Below are 19,279 nucleotides of genomic sequence, written 5' to 3' on the forward strand. Positions count from 1 at the left end.
TCAGTGTGTGGTAGTTCACAATCTGAATTCTTGCGTAGGGGCACAGAAGCAGGGGAGAAATATATGATTCTTTTCCTTCCTGCGTCCCGCCTTGGTTATGGACAGCGAGAATGTAGTCCACCTTGCGTACAAATAAAGGCCAGTTGTTGCTGATCGAGATTTTTCGCTTTGCTAAAATCTAAACCTTGAATTGAGGCATTTTGTGAACCAATATCCGGTGTTTCTACAAATTGATCTCCTGGGTTTTGTTTAACAACAAACATGACTGCACCTTGAAAATCTACTCCGGTCACGTTTGCTCCCCGTAAATCAGCACGGCTTAAATCAGCATTCCGCAAGTTAGCATTTTCTAAGTTAACAGAGCGTAAACTAGCACCAGTGAGACGGGCGGCACTTAAATTAGCATTACTGAGATTAGCATAGTCTAAATAGGCTTCCGATAAGTCTGCGCCTTGCCAATCAGTTTTGGTTAAATTTGCATAAGCTAATTGTGTGCCAATGGCAGAAACACGGACTAAATGGGCGGCATATAAACTGGCTTCTGTTAAATCAGCGTCGCTCAAATCTGCATTTGTGAGGGTGGCATTTTCTAACACTGCATTCCGTAAATCTGCACCTACTAGCTGGGTACTACTGAGGTTGGCATTTAATAAACGGGTATAGGACAAGTTGGCTTTGTTTAAACTAGCTTGGCTTAAATCAGCATGATTCATTAAAATTCGACTTAAATTAGTAGTTGATAAATTAGCTTGTTTTAAGTTGGCGTTGCTTAAATCTGAGATAACATCATCGTAAGTATCCCATCGTCCATCTTCACCGACACCACGGAAACGACTACCTCGGAAATCGGCTTGATAGAGATTTGCAGATTTCAACACAATGCCTGATAAATCAACATTCTTTAATACCAATTTAAATAAGGAGTTATTCCCCAATATTTGAGAACTTAATTGAGCATTACTCAAGTCAATATTGTTGATTTTGCCGCCATAAATACCAATAATTTTATTAATCACTAGCTGGGTGATAATTAACTGGTTTTGTCTAAATTCCCAATTTTGACTTTTACCCATAGATTCTAATTCTTTGGCAAGAAACTGATTCATGCGGTTTAATTCAGGAATAGCTTTCAAACCACTGTTAGTTAAAGCTTGTTGAATGGTATCTAGGGTTTTGGGATCTGTTTCTTTGACCAGTAAATCAACTAATAATTTGATTGCTTGTTTATCATCTATACTGCCTAGCGCTAAAATCGCTCTTTCTCGATCTTGATTACTCACTCCATTATTAGGATTAAGAGCTTTAATTAGTTCGAGATACTTTTGACTATTGCTTTGTTCACTTCTGCGTTGAGTTTCTTGGGTTTGGATGTAGATTTGTGTGCCAACTAAAGTTGATAACACTGCAATCATGCTAGTAATTCCCACTACAAACAAGCTAAAATTAGGGTTATTTCTGGGGGAATTTTCCGTTGGAATTGGTGCTGTTGAGGTGCTATTTACATCAGTCTCATTAATTGTTGATTCCTCTTGAAAACTACTAACAGTGCTGGTAATATCTATGGTATTTGTTCCTGCTAGTTGATCATGAAGAGCGCGGCGGGGTCTTTGGGCTGGCCAACCAAGTGATTCGGCCAGGATCATTAGCATAGTTAAAGACGTAAACAAAGCTAAGTTAGGAAACACAAAGCTATAACGCCAAAGAAAATAAGCAACGGTAAGGGGTATAGTCCAACGTCCTAAACCTTCTCTAACAAGAATTGCACCTAAATCTGGGGCTTTTCCTTCAGTATTGACTACGCCTATACCAAACCAGCGTTTGGTAATGGTGCTGCCTGTTTTCGCTAATAAATACATTTGCCAGGCAGAAAGGGTAGTGGGTAAGATGAGGGCTAATGACCACAGAATATTAGTCGGCCAAGCTACATTACGAATGCCGTAGCTGACAGGTAATGCTAGGGGACGAGCGATCGCTTTTTCTGTAACTACTAAAACAGGATTTAAAGGAACTCTTGGGAGTTGGGTGCGAGAATTAATATAAGCTCCCAAAGCAAAAGGAACTACACCACTGGCAATAAAGATACTTATTTCTACCGTCCACGCTACAAAACGTCTGGTGGCTAAGGATGTAACCTTCTTTTTTTTCGGTTGTTGGGGACGGCTAGATGGACTACTACTGCCGATCATTGAATTCGCCATGGAAATTTACCTGTAAATTTGTTTTGAGACCGCTATCGGTGTGATTAAAATAGACTATTGCTGATTGGGCAAGCTCTTAGCAACAAAAAATTTGTATCCAAGATACACTAACGCTGTCAAAACTGCCAGACTGATAATACCCGCGACTAAAGCAAATACTGTTTGCAGTATCCACAGAGTTAACAGCATCACTATCCCTGTAACTACCAGTTTTTTTATTGTTGATAAACTACTAAACCAAGTTCTAGACCGTTCTAGATATAATTTCCATTGCGAGAAACCCATGACAGGAGTGTTTACTTCTGGTAATACTGAATTAACATCAGAGGATTTAATTTCTGCTTCTAGATTTTCCAGACGACGCTGTAAATCTTCTTCTGGTCGATAGTTCATAGATTTTTTCCCTATTTACACAGTCTATTAGCTAATTTTACATCTGATCCCAGTATTGTTCTTCTTCACCCTCCTGAAAGCGCGGCGTGGCGTTAGTCATACTCCTGCCTCCTGAACTCCCGCCTCTTGCCTCCTGAACTCCTACTCTAACGGTACACATTGGTGAGAGAATAAAAACTTGCAATCATCCTTACCTTGTATTGCTGACGGCTCAAAGGAATTTTCAAAAATGTGGAAAAAAATTACGTTAATCTTATTATTGGTGTTGAGTTTCAGCCTCAGTAATCCCGGTGTAGCTAATGCTGCTGGACTCAAGAGTTTTGTTGATAGTGCTGATGGTTATCAGTTTTATTATCCTAATGGTTGGCTACAAGTAAAAGTTGCCGATGGACCCGATGTGGTATTTCACGATTTAATTGAAGTATCGGAAAATGTGTCTGTAGTTATTAGTCCTGTTCCGGCTGGGAAAACTTTATCAGATTTGGGAACTCCCTCGGAAGTGGGTTATAAATTGGGAAAAGCGGCTCTTGCTCCTGTAGATTCTGGCCGGACTGCTGAATTAACCAATGCGGCTCAAAGAGAAGTCAATGGTAAAGTTTATTATTTTCTAGAATATGAAGTTGAACTTCCTAATCGGGAAAAAAGACACAATATATCTAGCGTGGCTGTAAGTCGCGGTAAGCTGTTCACTTTTAATGCGTCAGTACCGGAAAGACGTTGGAAAAAACTGCAACGGATGATTGATGAAGTTGTAAGTTCTTTCACTGTTTATTAATTAGGGACTGGGGATAGGGAGCAGGGGAGTAAAAGTTTTTCCAATTACCGATTATCAATTACTTATACATGAAAGTTCCGCAATTTGTTCTGGCTTCTGCGTCTCCTGCTCGAAAAAAGTTATTAGAAACTGTGGGGATTAAACCTATTATTTGTGCTAGTGATTTTGATGAGTCACAAATTACAATTACTGAACCAAAAGAGTTAGTTAATACTTTGGCTAGATGTAAAGCAGAAACTGTGGTTTCTCGGTTTCCATCATGTTTAATTATGGGTTGTGATTCGGTTTTGGCATTTGATGGTGAGATTTATGGTAAACCCCAAGATGCGGATGATGCGATCGCTCGTTGGCAGTTTATGCAGGGTAATTTTGGTGATTTGTATACAGGTCATGTTTTGATTGACAATACACAAAATCGAAGTGTTATCCAGTGTCAAATTACTAGGGTTTATTTTGGCAAGATGAGCGATCGCGCCATTCAAGCTTATGTTAATACTGGTGAACCTTTAAAATGTGCAGGAGCTTTTGCTTTAGAAGGTTTTGGCAGTTTATTTGTAGAAAAAATTGAAGGTTGTCATAGTAATGTGATTGGTTTAAGTTTGCCTTTATTGCGGCAGATGATAGGGGAATTGGGTTATGAGGTAACGGATTTTTGGGAATAGTAGAGCAGAACAAACTATAATGTTGAATGTGATTCGGGTAAAAATCATGAAACGGGATGAGGTACTAGCAATTTTAGCTGCACATCAAGAAAAATTACAGGAAATGGGAGTAAAATCCCTGAATTTATTTGGTTCGGTGGCGAAATAAGTTAACAAAAAATCATAAAAATAAATAATATAATATTATGTAAATTTTATGATTCTCAACGTAAATACAACAGAATGTACGCAATAATTGTAAACTATATAATAAAGTCTATGAATCAAATAATATGTCTTCCACTTCTACTCCTTCCTTGCGAGAACAACAACATCCCCTCATTCGTCAACTAGCTGATTGCATTGAAACGGTATGGCATAAACACTTAGACTTATCACCCTATCATTTACCGGCGGAATTGGGATATGTAGAAGGTAGATTAGAAGGGGAAAAACTGATTATCGAAAATCGCTGTTATCAAAGTACCCAGTTCCGCAAAATGCACTTGGAACTAGCAAGGGTGGGGAATATGTTGGATATTCTCCATTGTGTGATGTTTCCCAGAATAGAATATGATATACCGATGTTTGGTTGCGATTTAGTCGGAGGTAGAGGTCAAATTAGTGCAGCGATCGCGGATCTTTCCCCTGTCAACTTAGATCGTCGGCTACCAGAAGATTATAATTATCAACTTCTGAACTTAACCACGCCTTATTTTTCTCAACCCCGTGAACTACCAGAATGGGGTAATATTTTTTCTGATTTTTGTCTGTTTATTCGTCCTGCTTCTCCAGAAGAAGAAACTATGTTTTTGTTACGGGTACAATCATTTCTAGAAGTACATTGTACTCAAGCGATCGCCTCCAGTCCAGTTGCACCAGAAAAAGTCGCTGAAATTATCGCTGCACAAAAAAATTACTGTACCAAACAACAGCAAAATGATAAAACCCGTCGAGTTCTAGAAAAAGCTTTTGGTGAAGATTGGGCAGAAAATTATATGACTACAGTTTTATTTGATCTACCAGAATCTTAGAGGTTGTTTGAAAAGTTTCTTGCTGGCTGTGACTTTAGGTGCTCTTTCATCCCGCTTTCACCTATCCATTACCCACAACTTTGTTAAGATCAGGTGTGTCTTTAGACCGGGGAGTGTCAATCCGAACTAGCGATCGCTTATTTCAATTCCATAATTGATTTTAGGGGTTCACTGCTGCCCATTGGGTGAACTTCAGGAGCAAAACCCTAAAAAGGAAATCCTATCAGGATTTCCAGTTTTAGCAGACATGAGTAAAAATCTACCGTTTGAAGCGAGAACGTTGTTGACGGCGCTGCTTGTGTCTAGCTATCGCTTTACGTTTTTCTTTTTCTAAAGGTGTTTCAAAATGACGCTTTTTCCGCATATCTTGGAAAATTCCTGCTTTAGAAACTTCCCGCTTGAATCTTCGCAGTGCTGACTCAATTCCTTCGTTTTCACCCAATACCACTTGTGTCATTCCTATTCCTCCGTATTTTGCATTAATATTTGAGAGCTAGAGCTAAAATAAAATATTCCAGCAGCATTTAGCATAGGGCTGCATCTGCTGGAAACTCTAGATGTTAGTTTTTTTTAACAGACTTAATAGCGACGACCACCGCCACCACCGCCACCGCGATTACCCCAGCTTCCGCCGCCACCACCACGGGAAGAACCTGAACCTCTATCTTCACGAGGTTTAGCTTTGTTCACACGCAAATCACGACCCATCCATTCAGCACCATCAAGAGCTTCAATTGCTGCCGTTTCTTCGGCTTCTTGTGACATTTCTACAAAGGCAAAACCTCTGGGGCGACCAGTTTCCCGGTCTGTAGGTAATTGTACACGGCTAACTGTTCCGTACTCAGCAAATGCCCGTTTCAGGTCTTCTTCTGTTACCTGATAGGACAAATTTCCAACGTAAATTGACATAGAATATGGTCTCCGAAACCAGAGAGTAGAGAGAGTTAGATTCGGAGAGACGCATTAAAAAAATCTTAAAACGAGTTACTCAGCCGAAAATAATCTTTATATCCCCAACTATAGCACTACATGAGAATATCAACTCATAATAAGCAACTTTTTGCCATAGATGAACTAGCGTCGTGGGGAAATGACCCTAATCAACGCCACTGGAGTGGTTGGGAAACTGTGTAAGAATCTTTGTTGCTTCTCGACACAGCACTTGATGATGGCGATTACTTGCTAGTAAATCCCCCCATTGATGAATATCACCAGTGTTATATGCTAAAGGCGTACAGTCACAATGGGTAAATTGGCCACCTGCTTCCGTGAGAATTAGTTCAGGAGCAGCCATATCCCAATCTTTAGGTGCTGATTTGCCAGATAGGGAAATGTAAACATCTGCTTGCTGTTCAATAATCGCAGCAATTTTGCAACCTACGCTACCAATTGCTTTTTGATTTTGACAAGGTAAATGTTGTAATAGATATTCTAACCTATCGTTGCGATGTGAGCGACTCACAACCAAAATTAAATCTTGAATATTTTTAGTACAATTAACTCGCACCGCTACAGAACCAGTGGCAGTCTCTCTAAAAGTTCCACCACCTCTGATGGCATAATACAACGTTTGTGTTTCTGGAATAGCTACAACTGCTAATATCGGCTGTGTTCCTTGAATTAAGGCAATATGGATGGCATATTCCCCAGTTTTATTAATAAAGTCTTTTGTTCCATCTAAAGGATCAATAATCCATACCCACTCATGGGGATTTTTCTCCTGTTGTGATTTATAGGTTTCTTCACTGATATAACCAAAATCTGCCTCACCTAAAGCAGCTTTAAGTTGTGACAAGATATATTCACTCACAGCTATATCTGCAACCGTCACAGGTTCATTATCTTTATACTTAATATCTAAATCTGGTGCTAAAGCAGTACCGTGATAATAAGAACCCAGTAATTTGGACGCTCCCCAAGCTACTTCTCGTGCGATAATTAAAATTTCTGATAAGTCTTTCATGAATTTATCCAGTGGCGTGTACCAAAATACTGACAAGCTTTAGCCGCAATATTAGCAGATAAAGCTAGAGTATCAGTAAAACTGTGACTCAAGATATGGTGACAGAAAGCACCATGAAAAATATCTCCTGCACCTAGTGTATCAACAGGCTGTATTTTTGGCACATCTACCACACCAGATACACCATGAGTTAAATATTGTATGGGCTTTTCACCGTGGGTAATGGCAATATGGGAAATGGAAAAATTTTGCAAATAGGTAAAAACATCCTTTTGATTTTGGCAGTTAGGGGGATAAAAATTAGCTGAACAAATAGCATAATCTACAAACGGTAATATGTTTTCAAATCCTGGTTTCCAGCTACCGCCATCAATAACAACAGGAATATTTTTAGTTTTAGCAGTTTGGGCAATAATTTGACTCACGGCCATTTGATGACCATCAATTAAAACAATATCAATATTTTCTAAAATATTTGCGGGAATAGAGTTAATATCGGCCTGAGTTTTTACAGCATTAATGGAAATGATTGCTCTTTCGCCTGTATCTTGGGTGACAATAATAGAAGATACTGGTGGGGGTGTATTTTTATCCCCATCTAAGTCAATAATTCCCACTTGATAATTTTCCAAATCGCTATAAATTAGCTGCGTTATGGGATGAGAACCCAGTACACCTAAAACTTTGCTGTTATTACCTAAATAACTGCAAGTAACAGCAGCATTTGTAGCTGGTCCACCTGCAGCTACGGTGTAGTCACTAGCAACTATTTTTTGATTATTTTGGGGCGGAGATTGAGCTAAATAAATTAAATCTAAGGTGATTAAACCGATAAACAAGGCAGAATTAGTCATGGGTAATCTGTAGTTAAATAATTGTATTTTATTAATTTATAATTTCCTCTATTTATTGTTCGTTTTCTATTATTTCATTTTCTATATTAAACTCAATTCGATTTTGGGAAACAATTTCTTCAAGGACTTGAGTACCGCGATTACATTCTAAAACTTGATTAAAACGAAGCATTAGTTCTGGAATATTAATCACTTCTTCTATACATTCCATATATCTGTTAATAATAGTTTTGATTTTATATCTTAATCTTGCTTGTTCTTGAATTCTATTTAACAAATCTTCAATGTTTTGCTCAGTTTTGATAACAAAAGTAATTGGATATCGTTGTACTTTATCAATATCTAAAAAATATTTACCTGTATCTAAACTTTCTGTTACTTGAAAAAAACGACCCAGAGGTTTCATTACAAAATCTATACCTCCATCGTTAGCGTTTGTCCGTCCAGTTTTATACAAAATTAAATGATCACGATTTAATTCTTCTTGTGACCAACCCCAGTATATTATCTGTTCTGCATAATATTGTTTTAAAATTGCATAACTAACAATTTCAAATATTCTTGCATCTATATTGGGTTTTAATAAACTTTTGATAAATTCAATGGCTGTTTCTGGTGATTTTTCTTGAATTGTGATCATTTGTTGACAATACATCATGAATTCATTAAATGAGTTTATTCTTGCTTGTATATAAGCATCAATGATATCTTTAACAGATTCAGCAATATTGATTATTTGATCATTAATTGTTACTTTTAACAAATTTTCATTAATCCAATATCTATTGGTGATGGAATCTCTGATAATTGGTAAATAATCTGAAGTATGAAAATATTTTTTAAATTCTTCATTTAAACGATTGTTAAGAGCATGATTTTGAAGTTTACTACCAAAAGGTAGTTCTCTCTGTCTGATTAACAATGCCATATATTGTGCGCCTTGATAATCTTCATAGGTATTATTAATATGAAATTGATTTTTTAAATAATCTTCAACTAAAACATATATAGCATAATGGTTGGCAAAGCTGGCTCTTGATTTAGAGCCACGATTTGCAGCCTTAGTTTTAATATTTAGATACTGCAATAAATGACTATTATTGAAAATAATTTCTCCATATCCAGGAAAGTTTTGATTAAGAATAGTAATTATTGTTTGCGTAAAGTCATGCTGTTGTATTTGCATCAAAAATACTCCCCTGGATAACATCTGTATCTAAATCTAATTTCTTACCATGTTTATTTTTTACAGTATGACTTTTTAGGATTGGCAAAAGTGGTTCTCCTTGATATTCTTGCATTCCTAAAACTCGTCTTAAACCAATTTTTAAATATTCTTCTTGAGATTCAATACTCATAGATTTTCTGCCTAAGCGTTTAGCGACAGCAGCAGTAGTAAAAGTTCCTGCAAAGGGATCAAGTATGACATTTTCTTCATGACTACTTGCTAAAATAATTCTTTCTAGCAAAGACTCAGGTTTTTGTGAAGGATGATTTTCATACTCTTCCATTCGATATCTCACACGGGGAAAATACCAAGCATTACCAGGGACTTTTTCTGTATTATAGGGGGTGGGAACTGATTTTCTGTAATCAATTAATTTACGTTGTGATCCAGTTTTTGCTTCAACTTTTATATTGTCTGAATTAAAAATATAATTATTTTTATCTTTCACACAATGGAGGATAGGTTCATACATTGAACCAAAGTACTTTGTCGCTTGAACTCCAGAACTATCGTAATACCAAATTATCCGACTGAGAATAGTTAATTTTTTTCTCAAGTAAATATCAAAGTAAGGCATTGCTTGTGTGCTTGTCATTACATATAATGTACCATTTGGCTTTAGTATGCGTATACATTCATCTAGCCACTTGTATGACCAATTTACATACTCTTCTTCTGAATCCCATTTATCATAAAAATTAGCAAATTTTTTCCCTATATTATAGGGAGGATCTGCAAAAATTAAATCAACTGATTCTGAAGCAATATGATTTGACAAGATGTTGATAGCATCACCATAAAATATCAGATTGCCTTCGTTTTGATAAGATACACACATGATAATTAGCTAAGACTCCATTTCTGCTAATTCTAACCAGCGTTCGGTAGCTATATCAATATCTTGTTTGAGCTTTTCCAATTGTTCATAGAGTTTTTGCACTTGGCTATAATTTCCAGCCATATTCGCTAGGGTTTTTTCTACTTCTGTTTTTTCTGTTTCTAACTGGGCAATTTTGCCTTCTAAGTCTTCAAATTCCCGTCTTTCCCAATTGGATAATCGGCGACGTTTTTTAGTTTCTGCGACTGTAGATACAACTTTTTCCTTTTCTATCACTACAGTTTTTGTAGTTTCCTGTTGTTGGGATTCTTCCGCTTTTTTATAATCTAAATAAATTGAATAATTCCCCGGATATTGACGTAAACTGCCACCTTCTTCTAAGGCAAAAATTCTATCCACCGTCCGATCTAAAAAGTAACGATCATGGGAAACTACAATGACACAGCCAGTAAAATCTTCTAAATATTCTTCTAATACTGCTAATGTCTGCACATCTAAATCATTGGTTGGTTCATCTAAAATTAAGACATTGGGCGCACTAATGAGAATACGCAATAAAAATAAGCGGCGTTTTTCTCCTCCAGAAAGTTTATTAATGGGTGCATATTGTTGATTTCCTGGAAACAAAAATCTTTCTAACATTTGGGAAGCCGTGATTTTTGTGCCGTCGGATATTTGGATAAATTCCCCTTCTTCTTTAATATAATCAATTACGCGCTGATCTTCATTTACAGCCGTTAACAATTCTTCTGAGTGTTGATTGAAATAGCCAATGTGAATGGTACTACCAATTTCTACCGTACCAGAATCTGGTGGAATTTTGGCAGTCATAATATCCATTAAAGTAGATTTTCCTGCGCCATTTCCGCCAATAATGCCAATCCTATCTTCTGGACTAAACTCATAAGTAAAATTATTAATTAAAGTTCTACCATTGTAGCCTTTACTGACATTTTTGAGTTCAATTACTTTTTTACCAATGCGACGGCCAACGGTAGAAATATCAACCTTACCATTCAGTTGTTTAAACTCAGTGTCCCGTAGTGCATGAGCGCGTTCAATTCTAGCTTTCTGCTTGGTACTTCTAGCTTTGGGTCCTTTTTTTAACCATTCTAATTCACGACGTAAAATACCTTGATGTTTACGTTGAGTGCTAAGAGCAGATTCCTCAGCTAAGGCTTTCTTTTCTAAATAATAGGAATAATTTCCTGTATAATTGTAAATATCAGCGCGATCAATTTCGATAATTCTGTTAGTAACTTTATCTAAAAAATAACGATCATGGGTAGTTAATAAAAGTGCGCCGCGATAGCGATTTAAATAACTTTGCAACCATTCTACAGACAAAGCATCTAAATGGTTAGTCGGTTCATCCATTAACAATAAATCTGGTTCTGATATCAAAGCTGCGGCTAAAGCGATGCGTTTACGATATCCTCCTGATAATGTCCCGACTTTGACATCAAAATCAGCGATTCCTAACTTTGTTAGAATGATTTTAGCGTTAGTTTCTAATTCCCATCCACCAGTAGCATCCATGCGTTGCATTATACTGGAAAGACGGGACATTAATTGACTATCTTCGGGATAATGTGCCAATTTATCAGATAATTCTTCATACTCTCTGACCAGGTTCATTTGTTCACCACTGTCAGCAAATACCTGTTCTAAAACAGTATGATTTTCATCCATATCTGGCTGTTGAGGCAAGTAAACAATTTTCGCGCCAGAGTTAACTAAAATTTGCCCACTATCAATTGGTTCTAGTCCAGCAATCATTTTTAATAAAGTTGATTTACCAGAACCATTTGTACCGATTAAACCAACTTTATCATTATTATCAAGACTAAAATTTGTATCTTTTAAAAGTTCTTTAATTCCGAAATCTTTTTTAACTGATTGTAGTGTAATAATGCTCATCTTATGTGGTACTTAGTAATTAAGAATGAGGTGGGCATTGCCCACCTTACAGATGATTGTAACCCTGATTTTAGACAAATAAATCGAGAGGTAAATGTCCATACATTTCGTTAACTCCTCCCGCTTGATAGGACTGGCAAGATACTAACACTCCCCGATGATGTCCAGAATAAGAATCGAGATAACACAAGCCATTTTTGCCATTCAATTTGATGTAGACTGGGCCTTCTGGTTCAGGTAAATCTGTTGGTGCTTGATAACCCAAAGCGCGAGAATAGGTTTTCATCGCTAAAATTCCTTCTTCGGCGGTATCAGCACAAATACCTAATATTTGATAGTCCGTCAAACTGGTGAGAAAAATTAATGCCTCACGGGTAACAATTTTTTCTGACGGTTTGAGGATAGGGGCAATATCCAGACAGTTAAATTTGTTGAGTATTTTTTTGGCTTCTTGGAGTGTGAGTTTCTGGTGATTGGAAGTAGACATAATTATTGATTTGTCTAGTGTTAGGTCTGGTTCAGGTTAGCGGATGGAGATTTGCTCAGATTACTAGCATTGGGGAACAAAATCAAGATTGATATGGGATATTCCCTCAGTTTAGGCAGGAATGTTTGTTTTGTTGGGTGTGTTTACTGATAATTACACATCTGACCTTTTTTGCTGTTACCCTCTCTTGAGGGGGAGAATATTTTTCTAATATAATTCCCAAAACTGTCCTTTGCCAATTTAATAGTTGCTAATTTTTCAAAGTCATCTCTCCTGGAAGGAACTGCATTTTGGCTACAATAACACAGATAGATATGAAAATGTTGACATACAAGTCTTGTGTTGTAAACATTGTAAACAATCCAAAATCTAAAATCCAAAATCCAAAATTGAATGACAATAAATGGTAATATGTTCCCTAAATAAAATTACTGTATCTATTGATTCCACCTGAACGGCTAATTAACTCGACTTTGTGGTAATATTAGCTGCAAGTAAGTGGCAATTAATGTGACTATACCATTCAAATCTCCCCGATCATCAAGAAGACGGAAACATTCTCTCCGTCCTCTTCAGCGTTTATTTAACTATGGACATCAGTATATTAAACAAATTCGTTTGGCTATTGGTGCTTCTATTCTAAATAAAATTTTTGACTTAGCACCGCCAGTATTAATTGGAATTGCCGTTGATGTGGTAGTCAAGCAACAGGATTCTATCATTGCTCGGTTAGGAGTAAAAGATATTTATGGGCAATTTCTCATTTTATCTTTGTTGACGGTGATTACTTGGATATTGGAGTCATTGTTTGAATATTGTTTTAAATTACTATGGCGCAATTTAGGCCAGAATGTGCAGCATAATTTACGACTAGACGCATATAAACATCTGCAAGAATTAGAATTAGCTTATTTTGAAGAACGCAGTACCGGGGGTTTAATGTCTATTTTAAGTGATGATATTAACCAATTAGAACGGTTTTTAGATGTAGGTGCAAACGATATTATTCAAGTAACTACAACTATTATTATTGTTGGCGGTGCCTTTTTTATTTTAGCTCCTAGTGTAGCTTGGATGGCAATTTTACCCATGCCATTTATTCTCGGTGGTTCGGTAGTTTTTCAGAAGTTTCTTGCGCCTCGTTATGCGGATGTGCGGGAAAAGGTAGGTTTATTAAATGGCAGATTATCTAATAATTTAAGCGGCATTACTACAATTAAAAGTTTTACGGCGGAAAATTATGAAGCAACCCGTGTAGAATTGGAAAGTAATGCTTATCGTCAAAGTAATGCTAAGGCAATTGCTTTATCGGCGGCTTATATTCCCATTATTCGGATGTTCATTTTAGCAGCTTTTACAATCTTGCTGTTGTTCGGAGGAATGGAAGTAGTAGGAGGAAGATTAGCTGTAGGTGCTTATAGTTCTTTGGTGTTTTTAGTCCAGCTTTTGCTGTGGCCTTTAACCAGATTAGGTGATACTTTTGATTTATACCAAAGGGCGATGGCTTCTACTAATCGAGTCATGGATTTATTAGATACTCCTGTGGTAATTCATCCTGGACATATTGATTTACCTATAGATATAGTTCAGGGTAATTTAGAATTTCATCATGTTACCTTTGCTTATCAAAATAGAACTCCAATTATTAAAGATTTATCTTTAAAAATTCTTGCGGGAAATACAATTGCTATTGTTGGTTCAACGGGTTCAGGTAAAAGCACTTTAGTTAAACTATTACTGCGGTTTTATGAAGTGGAAAATGGTAAAATTACTTTAGATGGTATTGATTTACAACAATTAAATTTGCGAGATTTACGCCGTTCTATTGGGTTAGTGAGTCAGGATGTATTTTTATTTCATGGTACGGTAGCAGAAAATATTGCCTATGGTACTTTTACTGCCAGTAATGAAGATATTATTATGGCGGCAAAAATTGCCGAAGCTAATGATTTTATTATGAATTTGCCCCAAGGTTATGAGACAATTGTAGGAGAGAGGGGGCAAAAGTTATCTGGAGGACAAAGACAACGAATTGCGATCGCTCGTGCAGTCTTAAAAGATCCGCCAATTTTAATTTTAGATGAAGCCACCTCAGCAGTAGATAATGAAACTGAAGCTGCTATTCAACGTTCCTTAGAGCGGATTACAGTAAATCGGACTACAATAGCGATCGCTCACCGTCTTTCCACCGTCCGCAATGCTGACTGCATTTATGTCATGGAACATGGTAAATTAGTTGAAGCCGGAACTCACGAACAACTATTAGACAAAAATGGCATTTATGCAAGTCTCTGGATCGTCCAATCTGGGTTAAAATAAATAAAATAAAATTAACAAAAATTACCAGTTAATCATCATGTTTAGTATTCCGCAACCAGAAACAGAAGAGAATAAATGGCGAGGACAATTAGATAGATTTGTCAAAGACAACCAACCAGAATTAGCAGCACTTTTTTGGGGGTTATGGTTAGAAAATGGCAATAGTCAGGGTACTATCGGCATTAATTTACTTCCCCAACCCCATTTTGTTTATTGTCCCCAAACTGAAATAGAAAAATTAAATGAGCGAGTCGAAAACCGACTTCAAGAACTTTTGGGAATTATTGATAATAATAAACCAGAAACCGAAGTACTGATGATTGGTATTGGTAAAGGAGAAATTAAACTAATTCAATTTGCACCTAAATTATCACCAGAAACCTATTTTCATGAATTAGGAAAAAATATAGATGAATTAATGGATTTACTAGAACAGCGATTAGTAACACAAATCAAATAATATTGATTTTTTTCAAGCGCGTAGTCAGTTTAAAGAAACTCCCCAGTCTCATCATTTTAGTGCTACTCATGCCGCCATTTCCGTTAATTCTACTCAAGAACAAATAGAAGCAATTGGTCAAAGAGAAGGTTGGAGAGTAATCCGTTGTAACCGTGATTCTTTCTTTGATGTGATAGAGTTCTGGTTAGAAAATAGAGTCATGATCGAATTTTTAACCCCAGAAATGGCCAATCAATATTTAACCCTCATGCAACCAGAAAATTTACAAAAAGCATTTGCTGGCTCAAATCTATAAAAGACTCAAACTCTCAAGTTCAGTTTTATCATGTTCCCAATTCCCAATTCCCAATTCCCAATTCCCCATTCCCTATTCCCCATTCCCTATTCCCTATTCACTGTTCCCTGTTCCCTGTTCCCTGTTCCCTGGTAAGATAGACTGATTAACAACCAACTTGTCGGAAAAGATAAATTGGTCTGTTTCCCTAGTGACAAGGTTTTTAAAAGTACATGAACAAAAGATTTATTTTAACTCTGATTTCTAGCCCCGTATTATTCACATCTGTTATATCTATGGTGATGATGGCTAAACCTGCTCATGCTAGTCAAACCATTGACCCTGCTGGAACTCACCTATCTTGTGTTATGTCGCCACATTCAGCAACACTAAAACAGGTATGTATTCAGGTAAGTAATACTCCTCGCACTGTTGCTAAGGAACCGATGCAAATAGCACAAGCAGATAAAAATAGTCCTGATGAGTTAGTTTTTTCTGAAGAAGAGAGCGATCTAGCTATTAAGTTATTTGGGTGTGATTGCCCAGTTTGTATCAATGCGGCTCGGCAATTAAACGGTTTAGCACCTTTACCAGTTTAATTAAGTGACTGTGAACAGTTAACTGTTAACACTTCTCGAATTATCTCCGTTGGTACTTCGTCGGTAACTTTGACTGTACCAATTTGAGTTGGTAGTACAAAGCGGACTTTGCCAGATTTGACTTTTTTGTCTAATTGCAAAGCATCAATAAAAGCTTCAATAGCTAAATTTGCGGGTATTTGCGTTGGCAATCCCGCTTTTTTAATTAAGGCGTTTTGACGTTCTGTATCTGCTTGTGTCCAAAGTCCTAATTTTACAGCAATGTCTCCTGCTGCTACCATACCAATACCTACAGCTTCACCATGTTTCAATAGACGGTACTCTGTCAGGCTTTCCACCGCATGGCCGATGGTATGACCATAATTTAAAATTGCCCTGAGTCCAGATTCTTTTTCATCCTTGCTGACAACATCTGCCTTTGCTTGACAGGAATGAGTTAATATGCTGTTTATCAGGTCGGATTTTACATAGCGGAGTTGGTCAAGGTGTTTACTTAGTTCTAATTGAGTAAACAATTCGGTATCCCAAATGACACCGTATTTGATCACCTCTGCCATTCCTGCTCGAAACTCCCTTGCTGGAAGGGTTTTTAATACTTCTGGGTCAATCAAGACTAAACTAGGTTGATGAAATGCACCAATCAAGTTTTTACCGTGGGGATGATTTACACCAGTTTTACCACCAATAGCTGAGTCTACCATTGCGAGGAGACTGGTGGGAACTTGGACAACGTTGATGCCTCTGAGCCATGTAGCGGCAGCAAAGCCTGTCATATCACCAATTACACCTCCTCCTAATGCCACCATTGTGGAGGAGCGTTCTAGGCGATTTTCCAGGGCAATATCATAGAGTTTTTGAATGGAGTTAAGGGTTTTGTAGCGTTCTCCTGGAGGTAGGTTGTAGCTAACAACTTGAAAACCGGCTTTTTCTAAAGAGGCGATCGCTCTTTCGCCATAATATTTAAATATCATCGGGTTGGAAACTAGCAATACTTTCTTACCTAGTTTCAAACTGGCCATTTGTTCACCTAGTTGATCTAAACTCCCAGGTGCGATGGTAATATCATAAGACTTTTCAGGTATATCTACTTTAATTACAGAACTCATTCCCTAACCCTAATATAATCACTCCTCTGGGTATTTTACCCCAAGTTGACAACCTCTTTTCTATTCCCTGTTCCCTTTCATAATTATTGATGATTGAATAGAAATAAGTAACTAATGTGGAGAAACACAAATGGCTGTAGTTGAATATATTGTCTTTCTAGGCGTGTTTATGGGTGTAGCTGTAGGCTTGTTATTTGGTCTACGCGGAGCTAAGATCCTCTAATTCTACAATTAGACGCTAATTAAACCCACTTTATGTGGGTTTAGGTATTGGTTTCAATCAGATGATCAAATGTCTATTTAATACTTTGCTGTTTGATTGCAAGTTTTCACCACTTCGATCTCTAACTCAAGTATCCGAGCAATTTGTTCTACAGTTAGTCCCTCATTTAATAAACCAATTCTCAATTATCAGATCCTCAAAATCCTGAAAATCTGCCACATTATTTGTTACTAAAATCAAGTCATTGCAGAAGGCAATACTGGCAATTTGTCCATCAATAAAAGCAGGTGTTTTACCAATTTTCGATAATCTAGCTCTTTCCTGTGCGTGCCATTTTGCAGCTTTGAGATCATAATCAAACACAGGCAAATCTAACACAGAATCTTGAATGTATTTCCATAAAGAATCCTTGCGTTTAGATGCTGGTAAACGCCAACAGCCATAAAGGATTTCATGAACAACAAGACTTGCTACTGCTACTTCTGAACGATAGCGATTTAATTGATCTAAAACCTGAGTATTGGGAATTGGCCGACTCGGTTCTGAGATAATATTAGAGTCTAGTAAAAAGCGAACTGTCATAAATCAATCTCGCGTCCTGGACTACGATCTCTAAGATCTGCAAAATCTTCATCTGTAAATTCAATTCCTTCTCTTTCAATTGTTTCTCGAAACCTTAAAACCCCTTCCCAAAAGCTATCTCCTTTATTCTGTAATGGTTTTTCCTGTACTTGTTCTTTTATTTGTGACAGTTTATGTTTGAGAAATTGAATAAAATCTAAAACTTCTTGTTGTTTATCGGTTGGTAACTCTCGCAGGTTTTCTAAAACTGCTTGTTCAATGGTCATAGTTTCACCTCTACTACTAGGCTATAATTCTATTGTAAATGACATCAGCATTAATTTTTATTTTCTCCTCCATTGTTGATATCAATTCCTAATATTGCCAATTGTTGATTTATTCAATCTGTAGCTATCGCTTCATCGGTTTCTATGGCTTTTTCTACTCCTATTTTAGCAATTTCTAGGAGTTGTTTGGATTTTAGTTTTAAATCCAAACTTTCCAGAAATGAGAGAAATCTTTTTAATTAATCATTTGCCATTCACGAGCATCTACAAATAAGGATAAATGTTTAACATTGGTAGTAGCAACAATTACTTGATTTCCATTTAATTCTTCTATTTTTGCTTGTGCTGCTAAAATAACATCACCATCAAGAGATTTAGGATCAGCAGTTGGTTTTCCCGTGTTTCTAATTTCTGCCCAAAATTGTGCTGCTAAAAGCATGGTAGCAGTAGTAATAGGCAAGTAAGTAATCGCTTGTTTGAGTTGATCTAAACGTTTAATTCCTTTTGTTTTTCCCGCTCTTAATAGTTCTCGTCTTACTTCATAATCAGCAATTTCCGGTAAAATAACTTGATGACTTTTTAAGGGTAATTCATCTAACCATTCTTTACAATCCTGACAATTAGAATTAGAACTTTTAGGATTTGTTACCATTCCTAAAATATTTGTATCGAGGAAAATCAATTTATTCATATAAATTCAGCTTAATCTTAAAAAGGATTATCATCAATTTCTTGTTTTTGCCGCAAATATTCCCAAGTTTCCGTTTGTTCTTCTTGTTCTCCTTCTTCTAACCACTCTTCGGTTAATTTTTTTAGTGCTTGATGTTGTTGATTTAAAATTTGTTGTTGTGCGTCTATTTCTAGCTGAGAATGGTTAAAAATCTCAGGTTTAAAAGTAACACTTTCTCGAAATACTCGCATTATTTGTAGGAGATTTGGCCAATATTCTTTAGGTGTTGCTTGAATTTCTCGTAAAATTTCTATGAGATGATTTTCTTCGGTAGTGTTACTTAATTCTGGTTTATTGATTAAATCGGATTGAGACATAATTATTTATTCCTCATAATGTTGATAAAGCGTAATTAGTCATGGGAATCCTATCTTTATATTATGACAAAA

23 protein-coding genes and 1 pseudogene are annotated in these 19,279 nt (G+C 36.7%); 9 read left to right on the forward strand and 15 right to left on the reverse strand.

Annotated elements, in window-relative coordinates:
• Positions 1-95: 95 nt before the first annotated feature.
• Both CUN59_RS09870 and CUN59_RS09875 read right to left on the reverse strand, forming a co-directional pair.
• The gene (locus CUN59_RS09870) at positions 96-2,198 is read right to left on the reverse strand and encodes a pentapeptide repeat-containing protein (protein WP_104387692.1); all 2,103 of its coding nucleotides are present in this window, start codon (positions 2,196-2,198) and stop codon (positions 96-98) included.
• 54 nt (positions 2,199-2,252) lie between these two features.
• Positions 2,253-2,591 carry a hypothetical protein gene (locus CUN59_RS09875; RefSeq protein WP_104387693.1) on the reverse strand — a complete coding sequence of 113 codons (339 nt, stop codon included), beginning with the start codon at positions 2,589-2,591 and terminating at the stop codon, positions 2,253-2,255.
• 229 nt (positions 2,592-2,820) lie between these two features.
• On the opposite strand from CUN59_RS09875, the gene psbP reads away from it, so the two are divergent.
• The 4 genes from psbP (at position 2,821) to CUN59_RS09895 (ending at position 5,041) form a co-directional block, all read left to right on the forward strand.
• A complete protein-coding gene (psbP, locus tag CUN59_RS09880; protein WP_104387694.1) occupies positions 2,821-3,366 on the forward strand; it encodes a photosystem II reaction center PsbP in 546 nt (181 codons plus the stop codon).
• A 68-nt stretch (positions 3,367-3,434) separates the two neighbouring features.
• The gene (locus CUN59_RS09885) at positions 3,435-4,028 is read left to right on the forward strand and encodes a Maf family protein (protein WP_104387695.1); all 594 of its coding nucleotides are present in this window, start codon (positions 3,435-3,437) and stop codon (positions 4,026-4,028) included.
• A gap of 19 nt (positions 4,029-4,047) precedes the next feature.
• Positions 4,048-4,176, forward strand: a complete 129-nt coding sequence (locus CUN59_RS22310; protein ID WP_279327297.1) for a hypothetical protein — start codon at positions 4,048-4,050, stop codon at positions 4,174-4,176.
• Between the two features lie 124 nt (positions 4,177-4,300).
• Positions 4,301-5,041, forward strand: coding sequence for a phycocyanobilin:ferredoxin oxidoreductase (locus CUN59_RS09895; RefSeq protein ID WP_104387696.1), 741 nt, complete (start codon positions 4,301-4,303; stop codon positions 5,039-5,041).
• A gap of 259 nt (positions 5,042-5,300) precedes the next feature.
• Here CUN59_RS09895 and rpsU read toward each other — a convergent pair whose 3' ends face one another.
• The 8 genes from rpsU to CUN59_RS09935 form a co-directional block, all read right to left on the reverse strand.
• Positions 5,301-5,498, reverse strand: coding sequence for a 30S ribosomal protein S21 (rpsU, locus tag CUN59_RS09900; RefSeq protein WP_015078697.1), 198 nt, complete (start codon positions 5,496-5,498; stop codon positions 5,301-5,303).
• Positions 5,499-5,620: 122 nt separating this feature from the next.
• Complete coding sequence (gene rbp / locus CUN59_RS09905) at positions 5,621-5,950, reverse strand: RNA-binding regulator (RefSeq protein WP_104387697.1); 330 nt, start codon at positions 5,948-5,950, stop codon at positions 5,621-5,623.
• 187 nt (positions 5,951-6,137) lie between these two features.
• Positions 6,138-7,004, reverse strand: a complete 867-nt coding sequence (locus CUN59_RS09910) for a 3'(2'),5'-bisphosphate nucleotidase CysQ family protein (RefSeq protein ID WP_104387698.1) — start codon at positions 7,002-7,004, stop codon at positions 6,138-6,140.
• Positions 7,001-7,858 carry a sugar kinase gene (locus CUN59_RS09915; protein WP_104387699.1) on the reverse strand — a complete coding sequence of 286 codons (858 nt, stop codon included), beginning with the start codon at positions 7,856-7,858 and terminating at the stop codon, positions 7,001-7,003. The genes CUN59_RS09910 and CUN59_RS09915 overlap by 4 nt, the downstream gene beginning before the upstream one ends.
• 52 nt (positions 7,859-7,910) lie before the next feature.
• Complete coding sequence (locus CUN59_RS09920; RefSeq protein ID WP_104387700.1) at positions 7,911-9,044, reverse strand: restriction endonuclease; 1,134 nt, start codon at positions 9,042-9,044, stop codon at positions 7,911-7,913.
• The gene (gene yhdJ, locus CUN59_RS09925) at positions 9,025-9,924 is read right to left on the reverse strand and encodes an adenine-specific DNA-methyltransferase (RefSeq protein WP_104387701.1); all 900 of its coding nucleotides are present in this window, start codon (positions 9,922-9,924) and stop codon (positions 9,025-9,027) included. The genes CUN59_RS09920 and yhdJ overlap by 20 nt, the downstream gene beginning before the upstream one ends.
• A 9-nt stretch (positions 9,925-9,933) precedes the next feature.
• The gene (locus CUN59_RS09930; RefSeq protein WP_104387702.1) at positions 9,934-11,844 is read right to left on the reverse strand and encodes an ABC-F family ATP-binding cassette domain-containing protein; all 1,911 of its coding nucleotides are present in this window, start codon (positions 11,842-11,844) and stop codon (positions 9,934-9,936) included.
• Positions 11,845-11,914: 70 nt separating this feature from the next.
• Entirely contained in the window at positions 11,915-12,331 is a 417-nt protein-coding gene (locus CUN59_RS09935; RefSeq protein ID WP_104387703.1) for a DUF1824 family protein, read from the reverse strand.
• Between the two features lie 510 nt (positions 12,332-12,841).
• Here CUN59_RS09935 and CUN59_RS09940 point away from each other — a divergent pair.
• From CUN59_RS09940 to CUN59_RS09955, 4 genes and pseudogenes are all read left to right on the forward strand, one after another.
• The gene (locus CUN59_RS09940; RefSeq protein ID WP_207765399.1) at positions 12,842-14,650 is read left to right on the forward strand and encodes an ABC transporter ATP-binding protein; all 1,809 of its coding nucleotides are present in this window, start codon (positions 12,842-12,844) and stop codon (positions 14,648-14,650) included.
• Between the two features lie 37 nt (positions 14,651-14,687).
• Positions 14,688-15,110: a beta-carboxysome assembly chaperone CcmS gene (gene ccmS / locus CUN59_RS09945; RefSeq protein WP_104387704.1), complete on the forward strand. Its 423-nt coding sequence runs from the start codon at positions 14,688-14,690 to the stop codon at positions 15,108-15,110.
• 52 nt (positions 15,111-15,162) lie between these two features.
• A pseudogene (locus CUN59_RS09950) lies at positions 15,163-15,405 on the forward strand (hypothetical protein); the annotation flags it as partial.
• A gap of 212 nt (positions 15,406-15,617) precedes the next feature.
• A complete protein-coding gene (locus CUN59_RS09955; protein ID WP_104387705.1) occupies positions 15,618-15,983 on the forward strand; it encodes a hypothetical protein in 366 nt (121 codons plus the stop codon).
• On the opposite strand, the gene aroB is transcribed toward CUN59_RS09955, so the two are convergent.
• Positions 15,980-17,089: a 3-dehydroquinate synthase gene (gene aroB / locus CUN59_RS09960; protein WP_104387706.1), complete on the reverse strand. Its 1,110-nt coding sequence runs from the start codon at positions 17,087-17,089 to the stop codon at positions 15,980-15,982. The genes CUN59_RS09955 and aroB overlap by 4 nt on opposite strands.
• A gap of 130 nt (positions 17,090-17,219) precedes the next feature.
• Here aroB and petL point away from each other — a divergent pair, with 130 nt between their 5' ends.
• A complete protein-coding gene (gene petL, locus CUN59_RS09965) occupies positions 17,220-17,312 on the forward strand; it encodes a cytochrome b6-f complex subunit PetL (protein WP_035081422.1) in 93 nt (30 codons plus the stop codon).
• Between the two features lie 162 nt (positions 17,313-17,474).
• Here the strand turns inward: petL and CUN59_RS09970 are convergent, their stop codons facing one another.
• From CUN59_RS09970 to CUN59_RS09985, 4 genes are all read right to left on the reverse strand, one after another.
• Positions 17,475-17,894, reverse strand: a complete 420-nt coding sequence (locus CUN59_RS09970; protein WP_015081509.1) for a type II toxin-antitoxin system VapC family toxin — start codon at positions 17,892-17,894, stop codon at positions 17,475-17,477.
• Positions 17,891-18,160, reverse strand: a complete 270-nt coding sequence (locus CUN59_RS09975; RefSeq protein WP_015081510.1) for a DUF2281 domain-containing protein — start codon at positions 18,158-18,160, stop codon at positions 17,891-17,893. The genes CUN59_RS09970 and CUN59_RS09975 overlap by 4 nt, the downstream gene beginning before the upstream one ends.
• A gap of 235 nt (positions 18,161-18,395) precedes the next feature.
• Positions 18,396-18,851 carry a type II toxin-antitoxin system VapC family toxin gene (locus CUN59_RS09980; protein ID WP_104387707.1) on the reverse strand — a complete coding sequence of 152 codons (456 nt, stop codon included), beginning with the start codon at positions 18,849-18,851 and terminating at the stop codon, positions 18,396-18,398.
• Between the two features lie 17 nt (positions 18,852-18,868).
• A complete protein-coding gene (locus CUN59_RS09985) occupies positions 18,869-19,207 on the reverse strand; it encodes a hypothetical protein (protein WP_104387708.1) in 339 nt (112 codons plus the stop codon).
• Positions 19,208-19,279: the final 72 nt, after the last annotated feature.

This window comes from Cuspidothrix issatschenkoi CHARLIE-1 (genome assembly GCF_002934005.1).
Classification (GTDB): Bacteria; Cyanobacteriota; Cyanobacteriia; order Cyanobacteriales; family Nostocaceae; genus Cuspidothrix; species Cuspidothrix issatschenkoi.